The organism is Pilibacter termitis (assembly GCF_900167335.1).
Classification (GTDB): Bacteria; Bacillota; Bacilli; order Lactobacillales; family Streptococcaceae; genus Pilibacter; species Pilibacter termitis.
In genome coordinates this window covers 36,503-56,595 of the sequence record NZ_FUXI01000018.1, presented here as the reverse complement: position 1 = coordinate 56,595, position 20,093 = coordinate 36,503, and the positions used below count along the sequence as shown (strand labels likewise).

Here is a 20,093-nt window from a genome sequence, read left to right as displayed (position 1 = left end):
GTTTTTATAGGTAACTTTATTACACATTACTCATCGTTTTTCCAGCACCATGAATCTCTTCAAAATCAGAGGTGAAATCATCCACTGCTTTTGTAATAGAAGGATGAGCGAAAAATTGTTCGACTACGTCACTTCCAACCGTTACAGCGTGCGAGCCACAATCAATGGAATCGTTGATTTGTGTGATATTTTTATAGCTTGCCCCTAAAATTTTTGTCTTTGCATTTCCTCGAGCGATTTCCTCAGCAAGTGAAGAAATGACAGCGTTCGGACTGATATTCAAATTCTCCATGCGATTGTAATAAGGAGCGATATAATCCGCACCTGCTGCAATTGCCAGCAAACCTTGTATTTGTGTGTAAATGGCGGTCGCTGTTACATTGATGTTGCGACGTTTTAGCTCTTTAATCACGGCGAGTCCGACTTCGTTGACAGGAACTTTGACAAATACGTTGGAGTCAACGTTTTCTAAAATTGCCTCGGCATCTTTCATCATGCCGTCAAAATCTTTTGCGACAACTTGCACGTGCAAACTTTTTTCCATGCCAATGATTTTGCGAATTTGTTTAAGGTGGGCATAAAGGTCAATTTTGCCCTCTTTTTTCAAAATACTAGGATTACTTGTTACTCCGCTAAGTGCAAGAGCATTATTCCAACGTTCAATTTCTTGAAGATTGGCGGTGTCGATCATAAATTCCATTTTTCTTTCCTCGTTCCTGTAACTTTTTTAAAGCGTGTGTTCTGTACGTTCAATAATATCATCTTGTGTAGCTTTGCTCAAGACATTGAAGAATGCAGAATATCCTGCTACACGTACAATCAAATCACGATGACGTTCTGGGTGTGCTTGGGCGTCAAGAAGTGTTTCTCTACTTACGACATTGTACTGAATGTGATAACCATGCAGACGATTGAAGAAAGTACGCAAAAGTGCGATTAATTTCAGTTTATCCTCTTCTTTGGCTAATACTTGCGGTGTTACTTTTTGGTTCAATAAAACACCACCTGTAATATCTTTTGTCGGAAGTTTTGCGACGGTTTTCAATACCGCAGTAGGTCCGTTTGTGTCCATTGCGTGAGTAGGTGAGCAACCTTCTGCTAATGGTGTCCATGCATTGCGACCGTCTGGTGTTGCCATAGTACCATGTCCTTGCCCGACATTTGCAGAAATAGAACTAGTACCAGCGTAACGAGTGCCACCGATTGGTCCACGACCAAAACGAGTATTTGGATATTTGACCACTTCGTCAATATAGCAGTTATAAGCATCAACAACTAATTGGTCAACAGAATCATCATCATTTCCATATTTTCCTACGCTATACAAAAGTAACTCTTGTATTTCCTTGCCTTTTTCGCCTGCAAAATCATTTTTCATAGCCTCCCAAAGTTCAGTAGGGGTAATTTTCTTTTCTTCAAAAACGAGTTTTTTGATTGCAGCGAGACTGTCGGCAAGATTGGCAATTCCTACTTGTAAACCAGAGATAAAGTCATAAACGGCACCGCCTTCTTTGAGCGTTTTCCCACGACCAATACAATCTTGTGTCAATGCCGAACACAACACATCAGGCACATCTGTTTCTAGCACCCAGTCGCAAGCATTTTCAATGATAACAGAATGGCGAGTGAAATCACGAATTACCACATCCCAAGCCGCAAATAGCTCATCATAACTTTTCATTTCACTAAAAGGCTTAATGCCGTCAATTAACTTCACCTTGCTTTTCGGATCGACTCCACCATTCATAATAATTGTCAGCACTTTAGGGAAATTGATAAAACTCATACCAGTACAGCGATACCCCCATTTTCCGGGAACTGCCGTTTCCACACAACCAATGGCAGAATAATTGTACGCATCTTTTTCATCAATGCCACGAGAAATAAAGGAAGGAATGATAATCTCATCATTGTTAAACGCAGGCATTCCGATTCCTAGTTTGATCACTTCGACACATTCATTCATAAATTCAGGTGTAAGACCAGCGTGATAGCGAACGGTCAAATTTGGTTGTGGCAATTTTGTTTGAGCGACGGATTTTAGCAATAGATAACTCAAACGATTCACCGCATCTTTTTTCTCCGTTGTCTGTCCTGCAATCGTGACATTTTGGTAAAGCGGAGAACCCGCAGAAAATTGTGTGTGGCTCCATGAACGAATTTTATTAATCGTAATAGTTTTAATCCAGAGATTTGTCAGTAATTCCACCGCTTTTTCTTCGGTAATTGTCTTGTTTGCTAGGTCACGTTCTAAAAATGGATTGAGGTATTGATCCATTCGTCCATAGCTTAGCGAATGACCGTTACTTTCAATTTGCAAAATCAATTGAATCAACCAAATGGCTTGCACCGCTTCGTAGAACGTATCCGCTTTTTGATAGGGTACTTTTTTCAAAATGCGACTGATTTCAAGCAATTCTTCCATGCGTTTAGTATCAGCAGTTTTCGCCTGTGCAAGTGCAAGCTCAGAAAAACGAGTGGCGAATGTTTGGATTGCCTCAAGCGTGATGAGCGTTGCCTCGTAAAAGTACATTTTTTTCATATCTTCTACATTTGTCAAATCAAGAGTTGCAAGCATTTCTTTCACACGTTTTTCATAGGAAATCAACCCCTCGTTGATAACCGTTTCATAGCTCACGGCAATATGAGCATCTCCAGAGGTGATATTCCCTTCGGCTTTGATAATTCCTAAATCGTAAAATAACTTAGAGGCACTAGGGATTGCCGCAAGTCCTCTGTCTTTTGTCGTGTTATGATACCAAAAAGGTGCAATATTACGAAGTTCTTCTTTGGTTTCTTCGGTGATATAAAAGACATCTCCGTCACGTTTTTCAAACTCGTCTAATTCATTGACCACCCAGTCCATTGCGTATTCTGGAAAGATAGGAGCCGAACGATTATTTTTTGCTTGATTTCCAACAATGAGTGTATCTTTTTCAATGAAAATCGACATATTTTCCAAAATATTTTTCAACATCAACGCACGTTTTAGCACAAGTGGTTTATCTTGATGTTCTTTGTAAGCCTCAGTTGTCAAAACAGCACGTTCTGCACAAACATAAGGCTTTGTTGAGAGAACTTCCTCACGAAAATGTGCCATTCTTTTGGTCAAATCGCCAAAGTAGTTCTCAGTTTTCTTTGTTTCAGTTGCTAACATTTTAATCGCTCCATTCATTTTAATATTTTCATATGAATTATAATATAGTTTCGTACGAAAGTAAAGAAAAAGAGACCTAGACATATGGGCACCTCTAAAAACTCCGGTTAAGCCAAAATTAGATAGTTTTTTGATTTTCGAGGAAATCGACGAAAACTATGTGGTTCATAGGTTGAGGAGACTGACGAAGAAAATCGGAAAACTAGCAATTTTGGATAAGCGTGAGTTTTTAGAGGTGCCCATATATTTCTTTTTTATGTCCAAGTCTCTCAATCTTTAGCGTCCGCCTTTAATTTTTCGCAGGCAATTCACGATAAATTTCCACGATTTCCTTTGCTAAATCGGTAAAAGAAATGGAGGTCATCAAATGATCTTGACTGTGAACGGCAAGAAGTGTGACGTTCATGTGATTGCCTTGAGCCTCTTGAGTTAGCATATCTGTTTGGGCATGATGTGCTTGAATAAGAGACTCCTCAGCAGTTGTGATTTTTTCCTCTGCAATCGAAAAATCCCGAGCTTTTGCAGCAGAAATCGCCTCCATAGCACTACTTTTTGCATTTTAGCCAAAGATGATTAAGTGTACCTATAAAAACTCCGCTTAAGTCAAAATTAGATAGTTTTCCGATTTTTGAGGAAACCGACGAAAGCTATGTGGTGACAAGAAAAGCGAGCGGGGCGATTTGAAGTCTGCAACAGCGAACACTGTCGTTCATTTACTAGAAACGTAAGTTTCTAGCGACATTGTGAGCAGTTGCCAGACTTCAGCCCCTCGCAGCTAGACAACAAGAAAAGCGAAGAGGGGCGAACAGGAGTTTGTCGTAGTGAGTCACAGCATTTATTTACTGGAAACGAAGTTTCCAGTGCTGTTGCGAACAGCGACCAAACTCCTGCCCCTCGTAGCTAGACAAGGTTGAGGAGGCTGACGAAGAAAATCAGGAAACTAGCAATTTTGGGTGAGCATGAGTTTTTAGAGGTACCCTTAAATTCATAATCGCTTCTAAATGTTCTTGATTCTCCATTATGCTCCCACGCTCTCCTTATCAAGTTCTGCTTGTTTCAACTCATTTTCATAAGCAATTTTGTCTTGCACTTTGAAGAATGGAAAGTAAACGGCAGTTGAAATTGCCAAAATGACGATTTGCAACAATGCTGCTTTCCAACCACCGACCATTAAACCAGAGATAATCGCAGGTGTACTCCACGGCAGTGTCACACCAGAAAATGGTGCGAGAAATCCTATCGCAATCGCTCCGTACACGAGTAACGCTGAAATAATTGGCACAACAAGAAATGGTACAAACATAATCGGATTCATCACGACTGGAAAACCGAAAATAATTGGCTCGTTTACATTGAAAATTGCAGGAAATGCCGCAACTTTTCCAAGTGCCTTATATTGCTGAGATTTCGCGGCAAATAGCATAGCAATCACAATCCCAAAAGTAATCCCACTTCCTGAAATAATCAAAAAGCTATCTAAAAATTGTTGTGTTACAATGTGTGCTCCATTTTCAACAGAAAGTTGTCCTTTTGCAAGCAAATCTTTGTTCGCATCAAGATTGGAGAGAAGAAGGGCGGTAACAATTCCGTTGACAACAGATTGTCCGTGTACCCCAAACCACCAGAGAAATGAGATGAAAAACGCAATTCCGATTGCTCCACCAAGAGAACCAGTAAGTCCTTGAAGTGGCACTTGAACAGCTTTGTAAATCATCTCGATAAAGGTTCCGCCGTCTGTCACTTTCTTTGAGATGATATACACAATCATGGAAAGCAAGAAAATAGCAAACGCAGGTGTCATGGCTGCGAATTGTTTGGAAATCGCCTCAGGGACTTGCTCAGGCATTTTCAAGACGATTTTCTTTTGGATAAAGAAAGTATAAATCGCTCCAACTGTTAAACCAATAATAATTGCTCCGATAATTCCTTGCCCACCAAACCATACTTTTGAAATTGCATCCCCTATTGGCTCCCCGGCTTCTGGTATATAGGATGATTTTAGTGTGATAAAGAATGCTGAAAGAGATAAAACTCCAGCAGGTAATGGCTCAACATCGCTATTTTTCGCATAAGCATAGCCAATCGCAAAACAAGAAATTAAGCCCATAATCGCAAATGTCCCAGAGTACACTTGCATAAATGGCTCTGTCCAGTCCTTGCCAAAAACATCAGCAATAGCCTTGTTAATCTGCTCTGACGGAATTTGACCGATAATCAAAAAGATACTCCCGACAACCGTAAGTGGCAAAATTGCCAGCATCCCGTCTTTTAAAGCGATAATGCCACGCATATTGACAAACCGCATAATCGGGGCAATAATTGCTTGCGAATTAAAATTTTTCATAGTTTCCTCCCGTTATCCTTGCATTAGATTTAATGCTAAATCCAGCACTTTTTCTCCGTTTAATGTTCCATAATCGCTCATTGGAATCACAGCAATTGGTACATTTTTTTCATCACAAACTTTTTTCGACTTGTCAAGCGTGTAGCTGACTTGCGGTCCTAAGAGTGCAACGTCAATTCCTTCGACAAGTTGAGCGATTTTCGCTTGAGAATCTGCTTGAATATCTACTTCGATGCCTTTTTTTGTTGCAGCGGCACGCATATTATTTACCAACATTCCAGTTGAAAAACCTGCGGCACAAAATAAACGAATTTTAATCATGAGTAATTCCTCCAATAAATAATTTTTTTGTTAGCAAATAAATAATGTTCATAAATGTAGCAGTGTATGATGCCCCCTCCTTTTCGTTTGTTTATTCATGTGAAAATAAAATCATTTTTAAATGAAACTTATTTATTTACTTTCGCAACTAAATCATACAACCTAGTAAACGTTTTCTCAAGTGGAAATGTGGAAATTGAATTGTTTTATGATTTAATTGCACATTTGTGCGAAAAATAAGTGAAATATTTGGCGGCAAAAAAGAGACTGTTGCTAACTCAGTCTCCTTTAGAGGTATCCAGATTAGATTTATGGCTACTCTAGCTCCCACAACGCTTTCATCTCAAGCAAAGTATTTTGATCCGTAATCAGAGTATTCAACGCTCCTTGTTTTAAAAGGGCTAAAATCGCCTGAGCTTTTTCCTCGCCATACGCAATCCCGACAGAAATCGGGACTTCTTTTAATCGCTCAAGGGTAATGCCAATTGTCCGTTCATAAAGTTCACCTTTGGCAACATTTCCGTCTTTATCAAAAAATCGACAGCAACAGTCGCCTACGACTTCTTTTGCCTGTAAAAAACGATTGTCAGAAAGTGTCAATAAATCTCGCCATTGACTTTCCGTTGTCGCAAGATGCCCACCAATTCCGACAATCGCCACGTCCAATTTTTCCCACAAATTTTTGATTTCACCAAAATATTTTGAGGAGAGAATCCCATTTGCCAGCTGAGGAGTTTCTTGAATAACCGTAGTATTAATGAAAACGCTATGTCCTTGCGTTTTCTTTGCCAACTCATAAACTAAAGTATTCACATGGAAACGAGAATTTGTATGACTTGGGGCTCCAGCAAGTGGGACGATCGAAAGGTTTTTCGCTGTTTTTTTATTAATATGATGAATAACCCTCGAAAGTGTTGAACCCCATGACAGCCCAATCGTCTGGTCGTTTTTGATAATTTTGCGAACAAAACTCCCCGCAAGTTCTGCAAAAAGTTCCTCTTGCTCAGCAGTAGAAATCGTAGGATTGTTTGGCAATACTTCCAAATATTTCAATCCGTACTTATTTTTAAACTGATTTTCCAAAGCCAAAAGCTCGGCATCTGTATTTTGAATTTCAATCTTGACAATGCCCTCACGCTTGGCTTGCGTTAACATTCGGCTAATGCTCGTGCGGTAAATGTCTAGCTCTTTGGCGATTTGTGCCTGCGTTTTGTCCTCCACATAATACAGATAGGCGATTTTTGCCAGCAGTCTTCTCTTATCTTCTTTCATTTTATCCCCTTATATTTTTTTCGGGGGAATTTGCCTCCTAGTACATCAAGTACAAATTCTCCCGTTTGATTAGGTGAGTCTTATTTTTGGTGTAAGTGTTCATTTCGCATACCAAAGACCTTCGCAGCAAACACGCCCATAAAGACAAACCCGAGAAACAGTGAAAGCAACCAAAATTCTAATTTTCCTTCATCAGCGTGGTTGACCAGTGCAAAGTAGAAAACAGAACCAGCCAATGCTAAATTCCAAAGCGACCAAATCATGTTCACCATTGCACTTGACGTTCTTTCGAGAACATTTTCGGAACGACGATTTTTTACAAAAGGTGTAGGAAATCTCTGACCCGTTACCCCCATGATAAAATGTGGGAAAAAATTGGCAATTAATGCCCCTGCTAGAAATAGTTTTAAATAAATCATCTTTTAATCCTCCGTTTTATCCAAAATCCCAAGTGTTTCAAGAGCATCTAAAATGCCGTCATCTGTCACCGTCTTTGTTACATAATCCGCAAGAGGTTTGACTTTCCAATTGGCATTCCCCATTGCAACTGCAATGCCAACAAAATTGAACATTTCAATATCGTTCATCTCATCACCAAATGCCATAATTTCATCTGGTGTAAGTCCAAGGCTTTCAATCACTCGAGCAATTCCGTTTGCTTTAGAACCGCCAAGAGGAATAATATCATTAGAATAAGGGTGCCATTTCACAAGACGAACGTGCTGCCGCAATTCCTCTGGTAAAACAAGACTTTCCGCATTTTCATTAATCGTCAACATTTGATACACTCGGTGTTTTTCATGAAATTTCGGATATTCGATAATCCCCCGACCGTAAACAATTGGAAGTGCCGCTTCGCCGTATTCGTTCCACTTCGTCAACGCAACGTTGCTACTTCCAATGAATACAAGCTCCACATTTTCAGATTTCGCCCACTCAATCGCACGCTCCACAACATCCGAAGGAATAGGATTAGAATAAAGTTCTTCCCCGCTCGGTGTGATAACATACTGCCCATTAATTGTCACATAAACATCTGCCCCTAACTCTCGCACCTCAGGCACAATGGCATGATACGCACGACCCGAGGCAATCCCTGTAAGTATTCCTTTTTCTTTCAATCTACGAAAAACGTCCTTAACGCTTTCAGGCATAAATTCTTCATCTTTCAAACGCAACGTGTCGTCAATGTCAAAAAATATCGCCTTAATCTTTTTTGCGTGTTCACGCAAATCTTCTCTACTTCTAGTTAACATAAAAATACCTACCTTTGAATAAAAATAAAAGAAACCTCCCTCTTATTTTATCTTTTCTTGCAGAAGAAAGGAAATGAAGTGCGTTGGAGAAATATTGAGCAAGTGAAAATGTGTAGAAGTACTCTTAAGGGCAACTCTAAAAACTAACATTTATCCAAAATTGCTAGTTCTTCGTCAGCCTTCTCAACCTATGAATCATATAGCTTTCGTCGATTTCCTTGAAAACAAGAAAAACTATCTTAAACGAAGTTTTTAGAGGTACCCATAAAATTTTATATGGTTTTGGTGTAGAGTAGTGAGTTGAGCTAAGAAATTTTCAATTTGCATTGATTCGATTCAAAAGTAAAATTATGCCGTTATTAATTATTCATTATTTCTTCGGTAATTTTAGTAGCAGTCGGTGGATTTGGAAAACACGTGGCAATGTTTGAGGCATCAAATACGTTTAGCAAGAAAGTTGAAACATTTCTTTTAACTGAAAACTCACCACTTTCATTTTTGTCGAATCTTCAAATTATTGCTTTCCTCACTGTTTTGCTTGCGATTTCTTTTGTTGTAAGCTTGATTGTATCAAAACGTTGGCTAAAATTAGGGGTGGTGGAGTAGAGAAGAAGTTCAAGGATTTTATCATAAATTAAGAGACAATTTCAGAAATGAGGTTGTTTTTTTGTAGACTTTTTATTACAAAAAATAGGAACTTCACAATAACTCTTTACAAACCGACCGTCAGTATGTTTTAATGAAGGTATAGAATAATAAAATATAAGATTGGAGGAGAATCATTTTGGCAAGAAAAAATAATCCAGAGAAAACAAAACAACGAATTATTGAAATATCGGCAAGATTGTTTGCAGAAAAAGGCTATGCAAAAACGACTATGCAAAATATTGTGGAGGAGTTAGGAATGAGTAAGGGGGCGATTTTTTATCATTTTGCCTCGAAAGAAGAAATTGTTGATGCTGTAATCGAAAGGTATCGTAAATTTATCATGACGAAGGTGAAAAAAATTGCAGATGATTACTCACTTTCCACAAAGGAGCGAGTGATAAAAATTCTTCTTAGTTTGAATATGAACGATATTGACGGTGTTTCAATGGTGGAATATCTACTTAGTCCAGAAAATGCGTTGATTTATCAGAGAGTGGAAATAGTATTTTTCCGTGATATAACAGAAATCCTAGGGAAAGTGATAGAAAAAGGGGTGGAGGAAGGGATTTTTGATACATCTTATCCCAAAGAGAGCGTAGAATTTATTTTAAGGCGGATAAGAGCTTTTGATTTATCAGAAATGCAAAATTTGACCATTGAAGAATTAGAATTGCAAATTCGAGCGGTTACTTGGGGGATTGAGCGGATATTGGGCTGTAAAGATGGAGAGATGTCAGAATTAAAAACGGCATTTTCTAATCTAAGTAAGGAATACACAGTTAGTGAAGAGAGGGGAAAGGATGAACGTACAGTTTAAATGTTTTTTATTTGGTCAATTTGTGTCAGGATTCACAAGTATGCTTGTACAATATGCGTTGATTTGGTACTTGACGACAGAATACGGAAGTGCAACGATTTTGAGCATTGCCACTATGTTAGGCATTTTGCCGATGGTTGTGCTAGGATTATTTATCGGGGGAATAATAGACCGTTTTAGTCGGAAAAATATCTTGATGATAAGTGATAGTTGCGTTGCACTATTTGCGATTGTTTTATTTTTCAGCGGAGAAATGGTTGAAAAAATGCCTTTAGTGCTGATTTTTATTGCACTTGGTATGCGTGCGGGAGGGCAAGCATTTCAACAGCCAACGATACAGGCGATTATTCCTACTATGGTAGAAGAAAAAGATTTTACCAAAGCGAACGGACAATTTTCAGCAATTGGTGCAATCAATATGGTCATATCTCCTGTTGCTGCAGCTTTTTTGCTTACTATTTTCGACATTCACCAAATAGTGTTGCTAGATATTTTTGGAGCAATGATAGGGTGCGGTATTTTACTTTTGTTAAAATTACCACAAGTTGTACGAAAAGAAGAAAAGCCACACCCGATAGCTGATATGAAGTATGGCGTAAACGAGCTATGGAAAATTCCAGCGATGCGTTATTCCATGATGATTGCCCTACTTTGCAATTTTCTTTTCATGCCAGCAGTTAGTTTTTACCCGTTGATGACGACCAGTTATTTTCATGGCACACTTGCACAAGTGGGGATAGTGGAAATGTTGTCTGGTGTAGGAATGGTTATAGGTGGTGTAGTAATTGGAAGTGGTATAGGAATGAAAAACCGAATAAAAATGCTGGCAATTACTTTTCTTTTCATGGGTATCGTCTATTCTATGACAACTTTTTTGCCGAAAAACAGGGATGGTCTATTGATTTTCATGTTGATTTCATTGATAGCTGGAATCAGTTTTCCAGTTATCAATGCGAGTTTTTTTGCAATTTTACAGGAAACTTACAAAAAAGAAATACTTGGACGAATTATGGCGATAACATTTTCCCTATTTAATATGGCAACGCCACTAGGTCTAGTGCTTATCACACCATTTGCAGAAAAAATAGGTATCCATTACACTTTTTTGATAGCAACCATTGGATTTTTTGCAAGTGCAATTCTTTGTTACAAAATAAAAGATGTTTGGACGTATGAAGAAGTGTTGATGAAAAAGAAAAAAATGGAGAGGGAACAAGAAGAAAGTGTGTTGATTGACTGAGTTCTAAAGTTAAATCGCAATTAATATAATGTATCAAATAAAAATGTATGAAGTTAAAATTTTAACCAGAGTTCATGAGTTTTTAGGTAAGCCTAAACACTCCCCTTCCCCAAAATCGCCAGTTCCCCATTTTCCTCGCCAATCTCCTCCCAAAGCCCGATGAAAATGAAATAAGGTTGTGTTAAGCTTAGTTTTGTAGGATAGGATCATGATAATAACGAAATGCGAAGTGTCAAAGATTTTAGAGGTACCCTTAACACTTTGTAGCTAGAAGAGGTGACATTATGAAACAAAAAAGAATAAAGATACAGCAAAATTTTACAACGGTTGCAAGGGAATTGTTTTTCCGCTTGATTTCTTTAGAAGAAGTGGACGAGGTGAAATTGGACGAAGTAACGAGTACGGTTTCTGTTATTAGCAGAAAAAATATTTCCTATCATAAAATTCGTGAAATATTGCAAGAGATGAGTCTTGCAACGAAAACAACTTTGGTGTTTTTCTAATGCACGTTTTTAGAGTTACCTTTAAAAAAGCCAAGTCTACTCGAGCGACTTGGCTTTTCTTTAATAACGAATGATAAAATTTTTCTTTTTCCCACGGCGGATAATCGTGAATTTTTCGTCAATCTTGTCTGTTTCGCCAAGGGTGTAGGATAAATCTTGCACACGCTCGCCATTAATGTAAATTGCACCATTTGTGACATCTTCACGTGCTTGACGTTTAGAAGGCGAAATCTGACTTGCGACAAGTAATTCTACGATATTGAAATTTTCATCGGTTTGAGCAGTGTAGCTTGGAACATTTTCAAAATGTTTTTCAAGCACACTTGCAGGTAAACTCTTGAGATTCCCGCCTTTGAACAATACTTCTGAAATATGCTTTGCGTCTTCAAGAGCTTTTTCACCGTGGACAATTTTCGTCATTTCTTCGGCTAGAATTTTTTGCCCTAAACGAGAACCACGGTCTTCGTTAAATTCCCCTTCGATTTCAGCGATTCGATCAAGCGAAAGGAATGTGAAATATTTCATAAACGGAATAACATCATCATCTGCGACATTAAGCCAAAATTGATAAAACTCATAAGGGGAAGTTTTATCTGGGTCAAGCCATACAGCGTTCCCCTCGGATTTCCCGAATTTTTTTCCGTCAGAATTGGTAATCAATGGAAGTGTGAATGCATATCCAGTTTTCCCTGTCATACGGCGAATTAATTCTGTTCCAGCAGTAATGTTCCCCCACTGGTCGCTTCCGCCAGCTTGAAATTCTACGCCATAGTCGTTGAATAATTTGTAAAAATCATAGCCTTGCAAGATTTGGTAGGCAAATTCTGTGTAGCTAATCCCTGTTTCGATACGGCGTTTTACACTTTCCTTGCTCATCATGTAGTTGATTGTGAAATGTTTTCCTACATCACGTAGAAAATCAATCAGTGAAATATTCCCTAACCAATCATAGTTGTTGACGATGATTGCAGCATTTTCCACACCTTCAAAATCGACAAATTGTGAAAGTTGTCCTTTGATTGCTTCCGACCAATTTTGAACGACTTCGACAGTGTTTAATTGGCGTTCGCTATCTTTAAATGACGGGTCTCCAATCATTCCAGTTGCTCCACCGACGAGTGCAACTGGCGTATGACCTGCCTCTTGGAATCTTTTGAGCATGAGAACAGGCACTAAATGACCTAAATGCAATGAGTCAGCCGTAGGGTCAAATCCGATATAAATTTTACTTGAACCCTCGTTTAATTTCTTTTCAATTTCTTTTTCATCCGTAGACTGAAAAATGAGTCCACGTTCTTTTAATTCTTCAAAAAATGTTAAGCTCATAATGCCCTCCTTTTTTTAGCTACATGGTGCTGAAGTCTAGAAACTGTTCACAGTGCCGTTTACTGTTGCAATCTCCAAACCGCCCCGCTCGCTTTTCTTTGTCTAGCTCCGAGGGGCAGGAGTTTGGTAACTGTTCACAGTGCCGCTCGAAACTAACGTTTCGAGCAAGTAAACGGCACGGTTCACTGTTGCAACCTCCAAACCGCCCCTCTTCGCTTTTCTTTGTCTAGCTCCGAGGGGCTGAAGTTTGGCAACTGCTCACAATGTCGCTTGAAACTTCGTTTTGATGCTAGTCTTTCAAGAATCTTTGATTCTTAGAAAGACTATATGCGAAACGAAGTGTAGCAGTAAATAAACGACAGTGTTCGCTGTTGCAACCTCCAAACCGCCCCGCTCGCTTTTCTTTGTCTAGCTCTGAGGGGCTGAAGTCTGGCAACTGTTCGCAACAGCACTGGAAACTACGTTTCCAGCAAGTAAATGCTGTGGATCACTGTTGCAGACTTCATAACGCCCCGCTCGCTTTTCTTTGTCTAGCTCCGAGGGGCAGAAGTCTGGTGGCTGTTCGCAGTGCCGCTCGAAACTTCGTTTTGATGCTAGTCTTTCAAGAATCTTTGATTCTTAGAAAGACTGTATGCGAAACGAAGTGTAGCAGTAAATGAACGGCACGGCTCACTACCACAGACTTCAAACCGCCCCGCTCGCTTTTCTATTTTCTATCATACAAAAAAATAAGAAAGATTTCCATGAAAAATGGTTATCTTTCTTACTTTTTTCATTTTTTGTGTAGTTTTTACTGTTTTCGTTTTTAGAGGTATCCTTAAAATTAGTTACTCGCTTTCTTCAATTCCCCAATTTTGTACTTCCATATCTGCTCTTTTATGGATTGCAAACAAAATTCCACGTGCGATTGGTTGAGCAATTAATAATTCTACACCGAAAGCCACGGTAAAATTCCTTGGCCAAAATTGGAAGAAATGTGTGATAGGCATAAGTGAAATTTGTCTTGTACCAATCCAAGTGCCAATAACAGTAAGGAAAATAGACATCAAAAGAACATTGCACAAAATGTTAATCGTCATTTTGGAATGAAAACTATCTTTTTCAGCTGTAATGTTATTTGCCATTTTTTCAGCAATTGGATGTGTGAGTAAAACGAAAATCACAACGACAATCCACATAAATGGTAGGATTTTTAACGTATTGAAATAATTTTCAACTGAAAATCCTATTTCCAAAAAAGTAATCGTTGGTGCGATGAGATTGACAGAAAGGACAGAGACAATAAATAAAAATAATGCAAATTCCTTTCCTGAGCGTGGCAATTTGTTGTGAAAATCCATGTAAATTCCTCCGAAAATTGTATTCATCCAAATAACACACAAAAAAACGTCCAACAAAAAAGAGTATTTTTTGCTGAACGATTATACGCAAAATATTTGAATGTAAAGATATTTTAACAAAATTCACTGGAAATGTCAACACTCTTTCTTGTTTGCGGGAAGTTTGTTATAATAACGAGGTAAATATGGGTACCTCTAAGAACTCCGGTTAAGCCAAAATTAGATAGTTTTCCGATTTTCGAGGAAGTTGACGAAAGCTATGTGGTTCATAGGTTGAGGAAACTGACGAAGAAAATCGAAAAACTAGCAATTTTGGGTAAGCGTGAGTTTTTAGAGGTACCCATTGTATATTTTTAGGCTATCTCTGAAAACTATGTGTTTTTGAGAAGTCTTTTATGTTTGAGAGGTTCGTTTAGTGACTGAAAAAAGTAAGCAGTTGAAAGAATTAAAAATGGGATTGAATATAACCATTCGTGTGGCACGTGCGATTATGCTTGTCGGCGTGAGTTTTGGGTTGCTTGGCTTTTCTTTGTGTGCGGGGATTGGGCTAGGGTATTTTAGCTATTTAGTGTCAGATACTCGTCCGCCAAGCAAGTCAAAGTTGGAAAAAGAAATCAATGATATTGAGGAAGTTTCCACACTTGCATATAGCAATGGGAAAGAAATTGCCACGATAAAAAGTGATTTGGTCAGGACTCGTATAAAAAGTGCAGATATTGCTCCGATTATGAAACAAGCAGTTGTTGCGACCGAAGATGAGTATTTTTACAAACACAAAGGGGTAGTGCCAAAAGCTGTTTTTCGTGCATTGTTAGGTGATGCTCTTGGTATAGGTGCGTCTTCTGGTGGAAGTACGTTAACGCAACAACTTGTCAAGCAACAAATTTTGTCCGATGACCCAACGTTTAAGCGTAAAGCAGATGAGATTATGCTTGCTTTGCAAATTGAAAAGCATTTTTCAAAAGATGAGATTTTAACCACTTATCTCAATGTTTCACCGTTTGGTCGCAATAATAAAGGGGAAAATATTGCAGGTGTAGAGGAGGCGGCGATTGGGATTTTTGGCAAGCACGCAAAGGAGTTAAGTATTCCACAAGCGGCATTTCTCGCAGGACTTCCGCAAAGTCCAATTGTTTACTCGCCTTATGATGCGACAGGAAAAGTTAAGAGTGATAAAGATTTAGAGATAGGTTTGCTTAGAAAAAACAATGTGCTGTTCAATATGTATCGTGAAGGTTTTATCAATGAAAAAGATTATCAAGCTGCAAAAGGCTATGATTTGAAGAAAGATTTCCAACAACAAGGGACGGCGAAACAAAATTTGAATGATTTCCTTTATTACGAAGTGCTAGACCAAGCGACAGATGTCCTTGCAAGGAAATTGGCAAAAGACGCTGGTTTGAAAGAAGCGGATATGAATGATACGAAAACATATAACGCCTATTATCAGCAAGCAGAGCGTGCTTTGCGACGTTCTGGGTATAAAGTGATTAGCACAATTGATGAGACGATTTACAACACAATGCAGCAGGCAATGAAAGAAAATGGTTATTTGTTGGATAGAAATAACATTTACGGTGAAGTTGAAACAGGAAATGTTCTGCTAGATAATCAAACGGGAGCGATTCTAGGGTTTATTGGTGGTCGTGATTTTGTGAAGAATCAAAACAACCATGCTCTTGATACAGAGCGTTCGCCGGGGTCAACGATTAAACCATTACTTGTCTATGGCCCTGCTGTTGACGTTGGGCTAATTGGAACGGAAAGTCAGCTTTCTAATTTTCCAACAAAATACTCCAACGGTCAGCCGATTTTGCACGTGGGAAATGCGGGAACGAGTCGCTACATGAGCGTGCGTGAGGCACTGGAGTGGTCGTGGAATATCCCAGCTTATTGGACGTATCAAACGTTGAGAAGTGAGGGGTATCAGCCTGAAGAATATATGAAGAAAATGAATTTCAATATCAAAGATTATTCGATTGAATCCTTGCCAATGGGTGGGGGTGCAGATGTGACGGTTGCCCAGCAAACGAATGGTTTCCAGACACTTGCGAATAATGGAGAATACCATGAGAGTTATATGATTGCAAAAATCACGGATAGCAATGGAAAGGTGATTTATGAGCATAAAGATGTTAAAGCTCAAGTGTATTCGCCTGCAACAGCCTCGATTATGAATAATATGATGCGTTCAGTTATTGATAGTAAAATCACAACGAATTTTAAAAATACGATGCAGCTCGTTGATCCGACACTTGCTCAAGCAGATTGGGTAGGAAAAACGGGGACGAGTGATGATTTTAAAGACGTTTGGCTAATGGTTTCTACACCGAAAATTACGTTTGGTAGCTGGGCGGGGTATGACCAAAATCAGCCAATGTATATTAAGCAAAGTGATAATGTAGGGTCATTTAATGCTTGCGTGTTAAGTGCGGTTTACCAAGCAAAACCAGAAATTTTTGGTGCAGAAGAACGCTTTACGCTCTCAAGTGATGTGATAAAATCCACGGTTTCAAGTTTTACAGGAGAACTTCCCGGAAGTGTAACAATAAACGGAAAATCAACGAAAACACCCGGGAAATCGGTGGATAGTTATTGGGCGAAAAATGGAGCGGCACAGTCTGCGTTTGAGTTTGGGATTGGTGGCACGAAAGAAGATTATGCAAAAGCATGGAGCCGACCAGACTACAAAGGAAGCGACCCAACGGCTCAAGACGGATTGAAAAAGACGAATTAGAAAACTACAAGAGTCCTCGCGTGAATACATTCATGCGGGGATTTTAGAGTAAAGAATGTAAATTATCCTTAATTTCTCCGAATCAAGATTGAAAAGAACAGTCAAGTAAGGTAAAATAGCAAAGAATGTATGTGAACTTAAAAGCGGAGATTTTATTTTAGGGAAACCAACAATTTTTAAATATGAGTTTTTAGAGTTTCCAATAGAACAATAGATATAGATAGGAAAACGTAAGATGAAGAACAATAGTGAGAAGCGAATTTTACTCATTATTCCAGCCTATAATGAACAAGAGGGAATTGAGGCGACGATTGAGCAAGTGAGAAAATTTCAGCAATCATCTGATTTAAAAATAGATTATGTCGTGATAAATGACGGTAGTACAGATGATACGAGAAAAATTTTACAAAAAAACAATATCAATCACATTGACCTTTTTCAAAATCTTGGGATTGGTGGGGCGGTGCAGACAGGGTACCGCTATGCACAAAAATGTGATTATGATATCGCAGTACAATTTGATGGCGATGGGCAGCATGATATTTCCTATTTACCACAGTTAGTGGCACCAATTTTGTCAGGTGAGGCAAATTTTTCGTTAGGCTCTCGCTATGTTGAAGGCTCAGAATCAGAGTTTCAATCAAGTTACGCAAGACGAGCAGGCATTAAGATTTTGTCTATTTTACTCAAAATCGTCACGGGCATTCAAGTGTATGATGTGACAAGTGGCTATCGTGCGGCGGATAAGAGTGTCATTGAAATCTTTACGAAACGTTATCCACGGCAATATCCAGAACCAGAAAGTTTGGTATTGTTGTATAAAAAGAATAAGAAAATCATGGAAGTTCCTGTCAATATGTTTGCAAGAGCAACAGGAGAGTCTTCGATTACCATTCGTAAATCCGTTGGCTATATGGCAAGTGTGGGACTTTCTATGCTAATGAGTGCAATGATTAGAAAGGAAAAACAAAATGTTTGATACTTCGATTATTTTCCGCATTATCATGTTAGGTGTGGCATTATTATTCTTTGGTGTCACCATGTATTTGGTTCGCAACGATAAAGGCGAAGTTCGCCATATGAAATTATGGTTGATTGTTTCGGTTGCATTGCTTTTCGTAGCTTTCTTCCCAAACCTTTTAATTTTCGTCTCAAAACTCATCGGCTTTCGCACATTTTCAAATTTCCTAATGTTCACAGCCATTGCTCTCTTGCTGTTTATCACATTGAGCCAGCACATCAAAATTATTGAGCATGAGAAACAAATAAAGACATTGATACAGGAAATTTCGATTGCGGAGAAGGAAGAGAAATAGGAATAGAAAGTGGAATGAAACATGAAGAAAAAAGTTGTTCTTCTTTTGTTGTTAATTCTTGCGACGGTGCTTAAAACGCAAGTGATTTTAGCAAATAATATGGAAAAAGTAAAAATAGAAATACAAACAAGTAAAGCACAAGGAACGACAAAGTTTCAAGCGAAGGATGTAAATGTTTTATTTGAAAAGATGAAACGAGGTTCATTTACGGATGATGATTTTAATGATGTCGCTCTTGAAACGTTGAAAAAAAATGATGGAATTAAAGTGAATAAAAAAGAAAAAAATGTTACAGTAACAGATTTTTCGGGTTCAACAGTATTTCAATCCATAACATTTGGAAAAGGGAAGAGGCTCTCGGAAGAAGAAACGAGAACGGTAATGAAAACTCTTTTTATGACACAAAGAGTTTATTTCGATGTGTTGAATCAAGGAGATAACACGATTACCACGGACTTGTCTATAGATGCAAGATGGAAAGCAAAAGGTGAATTGGCAAAAGAACATTGGTATATATTAATGGATTATAGCGGTAAAATACCGTTGCAATTTTTTTACACTCAAAAAGATGTAGTATTTAATTTTTCTAAAGATGAGCGAAGCGAGATTAAATTGGAAAAAATTTCTGGTGTGTCCGATAGTAAAGATGCTAAAATCAAAGAAAACGAATATGCTATCGGGTATGGTCAAAAAGCAACATTTGCTTATGTGCTAAAGATTCCACAAGGTGTGAAAAAAATTTCAATATCATTTTCATCTACGTATAACTTTGAAATTGACCCTAATTCTTTTCAATTAGAGGGGGAAAATTTAAAGGTAACTAGGGAAGATAATTGGACAAACGACAATCCTTACAGTTCTAAGGAAAAGTCTTTGGAAACTGCATTAAAAGAGTTTCAAGAACAATTAGTTGAATACAATATTCCTTTTTATAAAGGATATAATTTAGAACTTCCTTATTCATTTTTATCAAAAAAAGAGGTGCGGATTTCTTTTTCAGCGACTTTGCACAAAGAAGAAAATTATAGTCTCCCTTTGATTTATATGGCAGATGGAGTGAAATATAAAAAAAATGAACAAATAGCAAGTAAAGCTGGAAAAACAATGATGTCTACAGTATATGCTGATACCCTTATAGAGGATCAAAACTCAAATATATCAAATAGTAAAGTATCTTCAGCGACTCTAATTGCTAGAGGTGCAAACTTCTTTGTATCTGATGTTAATACAGGAAAGCCACTAGCGAATACAGCTTTTGCACTCTTCAGAGTAGATAAAACAGGAAAAGTAGAGGTAGTGGAGAAGAAAACAGTAAAAGAAGATTATATTTGGCAAGTAATACCAGATTTTCAGTTGAAAAATTTGAAAGGGAATGAAGAACTAAATAGAGAAGAAATAGCAAAGGCAATAGAGAAAAAAGAAACGGCTATCGCTGAATTTGAACCTGGAAAAGAGGGGGCGTTGGTGATTTCAGGTCTTTCGACTAAATATGTTTATTTCTTGTATCAAACAAAATTCCAAGACGGATATGAGAAAAAACAAGATATTTATACATTTACCGTGAGTAAAACATCTTACCAAAATGCACCAAGGGTTTCATTTACAAACTCAGATTATTGGCCCCGTACCGATAGTTTTGAAGAGTACAATGCTATTATCAATGTAAAAAAAGGGCAAAAACAAGCACAAAGTTTTTCAGATAAACAGCCGAAAGTGTATCTCATATTATGCCTGAGCATTGCAATTGTTTTTGCAGTGAGCTTGCTCGCTGTGATTACACTAAAAACGTAGTGTTATCAAGGAAGAAAGAGGCAAT

At 38.2% G+C, this 20,093-nt stretch carries 18 protein-coding genes and 1 pseudogene; 8 read left to right on the top strand and 11 right to left on the bottom strand.

All coding sequences use genetic code 11. The annotated features are described in order from the left end of the window. Positions 1-19: 19 nt before the first annotated feature. From B5D30_RS08255 to B5D30_RS08220, 8 genes and pseudogenes are all read right to left on the bottom strand, one after another. Positions 20-700, bottom strand: coding sequence for a fructose-6-phosphate aldolase (locus tag B5D30_RS08255; protein ID WP_078807594.1), 681 nt, complete (start codon positions 698-700; stop codon positions 20-22). Positions 701-727: 27 nt separating this feature from the next. Next, the gene (locus tag B5D30_RS08250; protein ID WP_407675496.1) at positions 728-3,175 is read right to left on the bottom strand and encodes a glycyl radical protein; all 2,448 of its coding nucleotides are present in this window, start codon (positions 3,173-3,175) and stop codon (positions 728-730) included. Between the two features lie 271 nt (positions 3,176-3,446). Then, positions 3,447-3,716 (bottom strand): annotated as a pseudogene (locus B5D30_RS08245) (PTS lactose/cellobiose transporter subunit IIA); the annotation flags it as partial. Positions 3,717-4,175: 459 nt separating this feature from the next. Further along, a complete protein-coding gene (locus B5D30_RS08240; protein WP_078807592.1) occupies positions 4,176-5,501 on the bottom strand; it encodes a PTS sugar transporter subunit IIC in 1,326 nt (441 codons plus the stop codon). Between the two features lie 12 nt (positions 5,502-5,513). After that, complete coding sequence (locus B5D30_RS08235; protein ID WP_078807591.1) at positions 5,514-5,822, bottom strand: PTS sugar transporter subunit IIB; 309 nt, start codon at positions 5,820-5,822, stop codon at positions 5,514-5,516. A gap of 315 nt (positions 5,823-6,137) precedes the next feature. Then, positions 6,138-7,094: a sugar-binding transcriptional regulator gene (locus B5D30_RS08230; protein WP_078807590.1), complete on the bottom strand. Its 957-nt coding sequence runs from the start codon at positions 7,092-7,094 to the stop codon at positions 6,138-6,140. A gap of 80 nt (positions 7,095-7,174) precedes the next feature. Next, complete coding sequence (locus tag B5D30_RS08225) at positions 7,175-7,513, bottom strand: hypothetical protein (protein WP_078807589.1); 339 nt, start codon at positions 7,511-7,513, stop codon at positions 7,175-7,177. Between the two features lie 3 nt (positions 7,514-7,516). Continuing rightward, positions 7,517-8,350 carry a Cof-type HAD-IIB family hydrolase gene (locus B5D30_RS08220; protein WP_078807588.1) on the bottom strand — a complete coding sequence of 278 codons (834 nt, stop codon included), beginning with the start codon at positions 8,348-8,350 and terminating at the stop codon, positions 7,517-7,519. Positions 8,351-8,773: 423 nt separating this feature from the next. Here B5D30_RS08220 and B5D30_RS08215 point away from each other — a divergent pair, with 423 nt between their 5' ends. From B5D30_RS08215 to B5D30_RS08200, 4 genes are all read left to right on the top strand, one after another. Next, entirely contained in the window at positions 8,774-8,956 is a 183-nt protein-coding gene (locus B5D30_RS08215; protein ID WP_078807587.1) for a hypothetical protein, read from the top strand. Between the two features lie 178 nt (positions 8,957-9,134). Continuing rightward, positions 9,135-9,815 (top strand): TetR/AcrR family transcriptional regulator, encoded by a 681-nt coding sequence (locus B5D30_RS08210; protein WP_159443269.1) that lies wholly within the window; start codon positions 9,135-9,137, stop codon positions 9,813-9,815. After that, complete coding sequence (locus B5D30_RS08205) at positions 9,799-11,055, top strand: MFS transporter (RefSeq protein WP_078807585.1); 1,257 nt, start codon at positions 9,799-9,801, stop codon at positions 11,053-11,055. The genes B5D30_RS08210 and B5D30_RS08205 overlap by 17 nt, the downstream gene beginning before the upstream one ends. Positions 11,056-11,339: 284 nt before the next feature. Further along, a complete protein-coding gene (locus B5D30_RS08200; RefSeq protein ID WP_078807584.1) occupies positions 11,340-11,558 on the top strand; it encodes a hypothetical protein in 219 nt (72 codons plus the stop codon). A gap of 60 nt (positions 11,559-11,618) precedes the next feature. On the opposite strand, the gene tyrS is transcribed toward B5D30_RS08200, so the two are convergent. The 3 genes from tyrS to B5D30_RS08190 all read right to left on the bottom strand — a co-directional run bounded on the left by tyrS (position 11,619) and on the right by B5D30_RS08190 (position 14,224). Continuing rightward, positions 11,619-12,884, bottom strand: coding sequence for a tyrosine--tRNA ligase (tyrS, locus tag B5D30_RS08195; RefSeq protein ID WP_078807583.1), 1,266 nt, complete (start codon positions 12,882-12,884; stop codon positions 11,619-11,621). A 323-nt stretch (positions 12,885-13,207) separates the two neighbouring features. Then, positions 13,208-13,336 carry a hypothetical protein gene (locus B5D30_RS14305; protein ID WP_268802106.1) on the bottom strand — a complete coding sequence of 43 codons (129 nt, stop codon included), beginning with the start codon at positions 13,334-13,336 and terminating at the stop codon, positions 13,208-13,210. A gap of 375 nt (positions 13,337-13,711) precedes the next feature. Then, on the bottom strand, positions 13,712-14,224 hold the full coding sequence (locus tag B5D30_RS08190; RefSeq protein WP_078807582.1) for a hypothetical protein: 513 nt from the start codon (positions 14,222-14,224) through the stop codon (positions 13,712-13,714). A 415-nt stretch (positions 14,225-14,639) separates the two neighbouring features. Between B5D30_RS08190 and B5D30_RS08185 the strand changes: the two genes are divergently transcribed. From B5D30_RS08185 to B5D30_RS08170, 4 genes are all read left to right on the top strand, one after another. Next, a complete protein-coding gene (locus B5D30_RS08185; RefSeq protein WP_144399539.1) occupies positions 14,640-16,961 on the top strand; it encodes a transglycosylase domain-containing protein in 2,322 nt (773 codons plus the stop codon). Between the two features lie 235 nt (positions 16,962-17,196). Continuing rightward, on the top strand, positions 17,197-17,940 hold the full coding sequence (locus tag B5D30_RS08180) for a glycosyltransferase family 2 protein (protein WP_078807581.1): 744 nt from the start codon (positions 17,197-17,199) through the stop codon (positions 17,938-17,940). Beyond that, positions 17,933-18,277: a DUF2304 domain-containing protein gene (locus B5D30_RS08175; protein ID WP_078807580.1), complete on the top strand. Its 345-nt coding sequence runs from the start codon at positions 17,933-17,935 to the stop codon at positions 18,275-18,277. The genes B5D30_RS08180 and B5D30_RS08175 overlap by 8 nt, the downstream gene beginning before the upstream one ends. A gap of 21 nt (positions 18,278-18,298) precedes the next feature. Beyond that, positions 18,299-20,068 (top strand): SpaA isopeptide-forming pilin-related protein, encoded by a 1,770-nt coding sequence (locus tag B5D30_RS08170; RefSeq protein ID WP_078807579.1) that lies wholly within the window; start codon positions 18,299-18,301, stop codon positions 20,066-20,068. Positions 20,069-20,093 lie beyond the last annotated feature (25 nt).

Excerpts from the sequence above, each read along its gene's own strand:
- B5D30_RS08190 (WP_078807582.1), bottom strand. The coding sequence starts at position 14,224 with ATGGATTTTCACAACAAATTGCCACGCTCAGGAAAGGAATTTGCATTA.
- B5D30_RS08205 (WP_078807585.1), top strand. The coding sequence starts at position 9,799 with ATGAACGTACAGTTTAAATGTTTTTTATTTGGTCAATTTGTGTCAGGA.
- tyrS (WP_078807583.1), bottom strand. The coding sequence starts at position 12,884 with ATGAGCTTAACATTTTTTGAAGAATTAAAAGAACGTGGACTCATTTTT.
- B5D30_RS08250 (WP_407675496.1), bottom strand. The coding sequence starts at position 3,175 with ATGAATGGAGCGATTAAAATGTTAGCAACTGAAACAAAGAAAACTGAG.
- B5D30_RS08215 (WP_078807587.1), top strand. The coding sequence starts at position 8,774 with ATGTTTGAGGCATCAAATACGTTTAGCAAGAAAGTTGAAACATTTCTT.
- B5D30_RS08175 (WP_078807580.1), top strand. The coding sequence starts at position 17,933 with ATGTTTGATACTTCGATTATTTTCCGCATTATCATGTTAGGTGTGGCA.
- B5D30_RS08180 (WP_078807581.1), top strand. The coding sequence starts at position 17,197 with ATGAAGAACAATAGTGAGAAGCGAATTTTACTCATTATTCCAGCCTAT.
- B5D30_RS08230 (WP_078807590.1), bottom strand. The coding sequence starts at position 7,094 with ATGAAAGAAGATAAGAGAAGACTGCTGGCAAAAATCGCCTATCTGTAT.
- B5D30_RS08240 (WP_078807592.1), bottom strand. The coding sequence starts at position 5,501 with ATGAAAAATTTTAATTCGCAAGCAATTATTGCCCCGATTATGCGGTTT.
- B5D30_RS08170 (WP_078807579.1), top strand. The coding sequence starts at position 18,299 with ATGAAGAAAAAAGTTGTTCTTCTTTTGTTGTTAATTCTTGCGACGGTG.
- B5D30_RS08220 (WP_078807588.1), bottom strand. The coding sequence starts at position 8,350 with ATGTTAACTAGAAGTAGAGAAGATTTGCGTGAACACGCAAAAAAGATT.
- B5D30_RS08200 (WP_078807584.1), top strand. The coding sequence starts at position 11,340 with ATGAAACAAAAAAGAATAAAGATACAGCAAAATTTTACAACGGTTGCA.
- B5D30_RS08235 (WP_078807591.1), bottom strand. The coding sequence starts at position 5,822 with ATGATTAAAATTCGTTTATTTTGTGCCGCAGGTTTTTCAACTGGAATG.
- B5D30_RS08225 (WP_078807589.1), bottom strand. The coding sequence starts at position 7,513 with ATGATTTATTTAAAACTATTTCTAGCAGGGGCATTAATTGCCAATTTT.
- B5D30_RS08255 (WP_078807594.1), bottom strand. The coding sequence starts at position 700 with ATGGAATTTATGATCGACACCGCCAATCTTCAAGAAATTGAACGTTGG.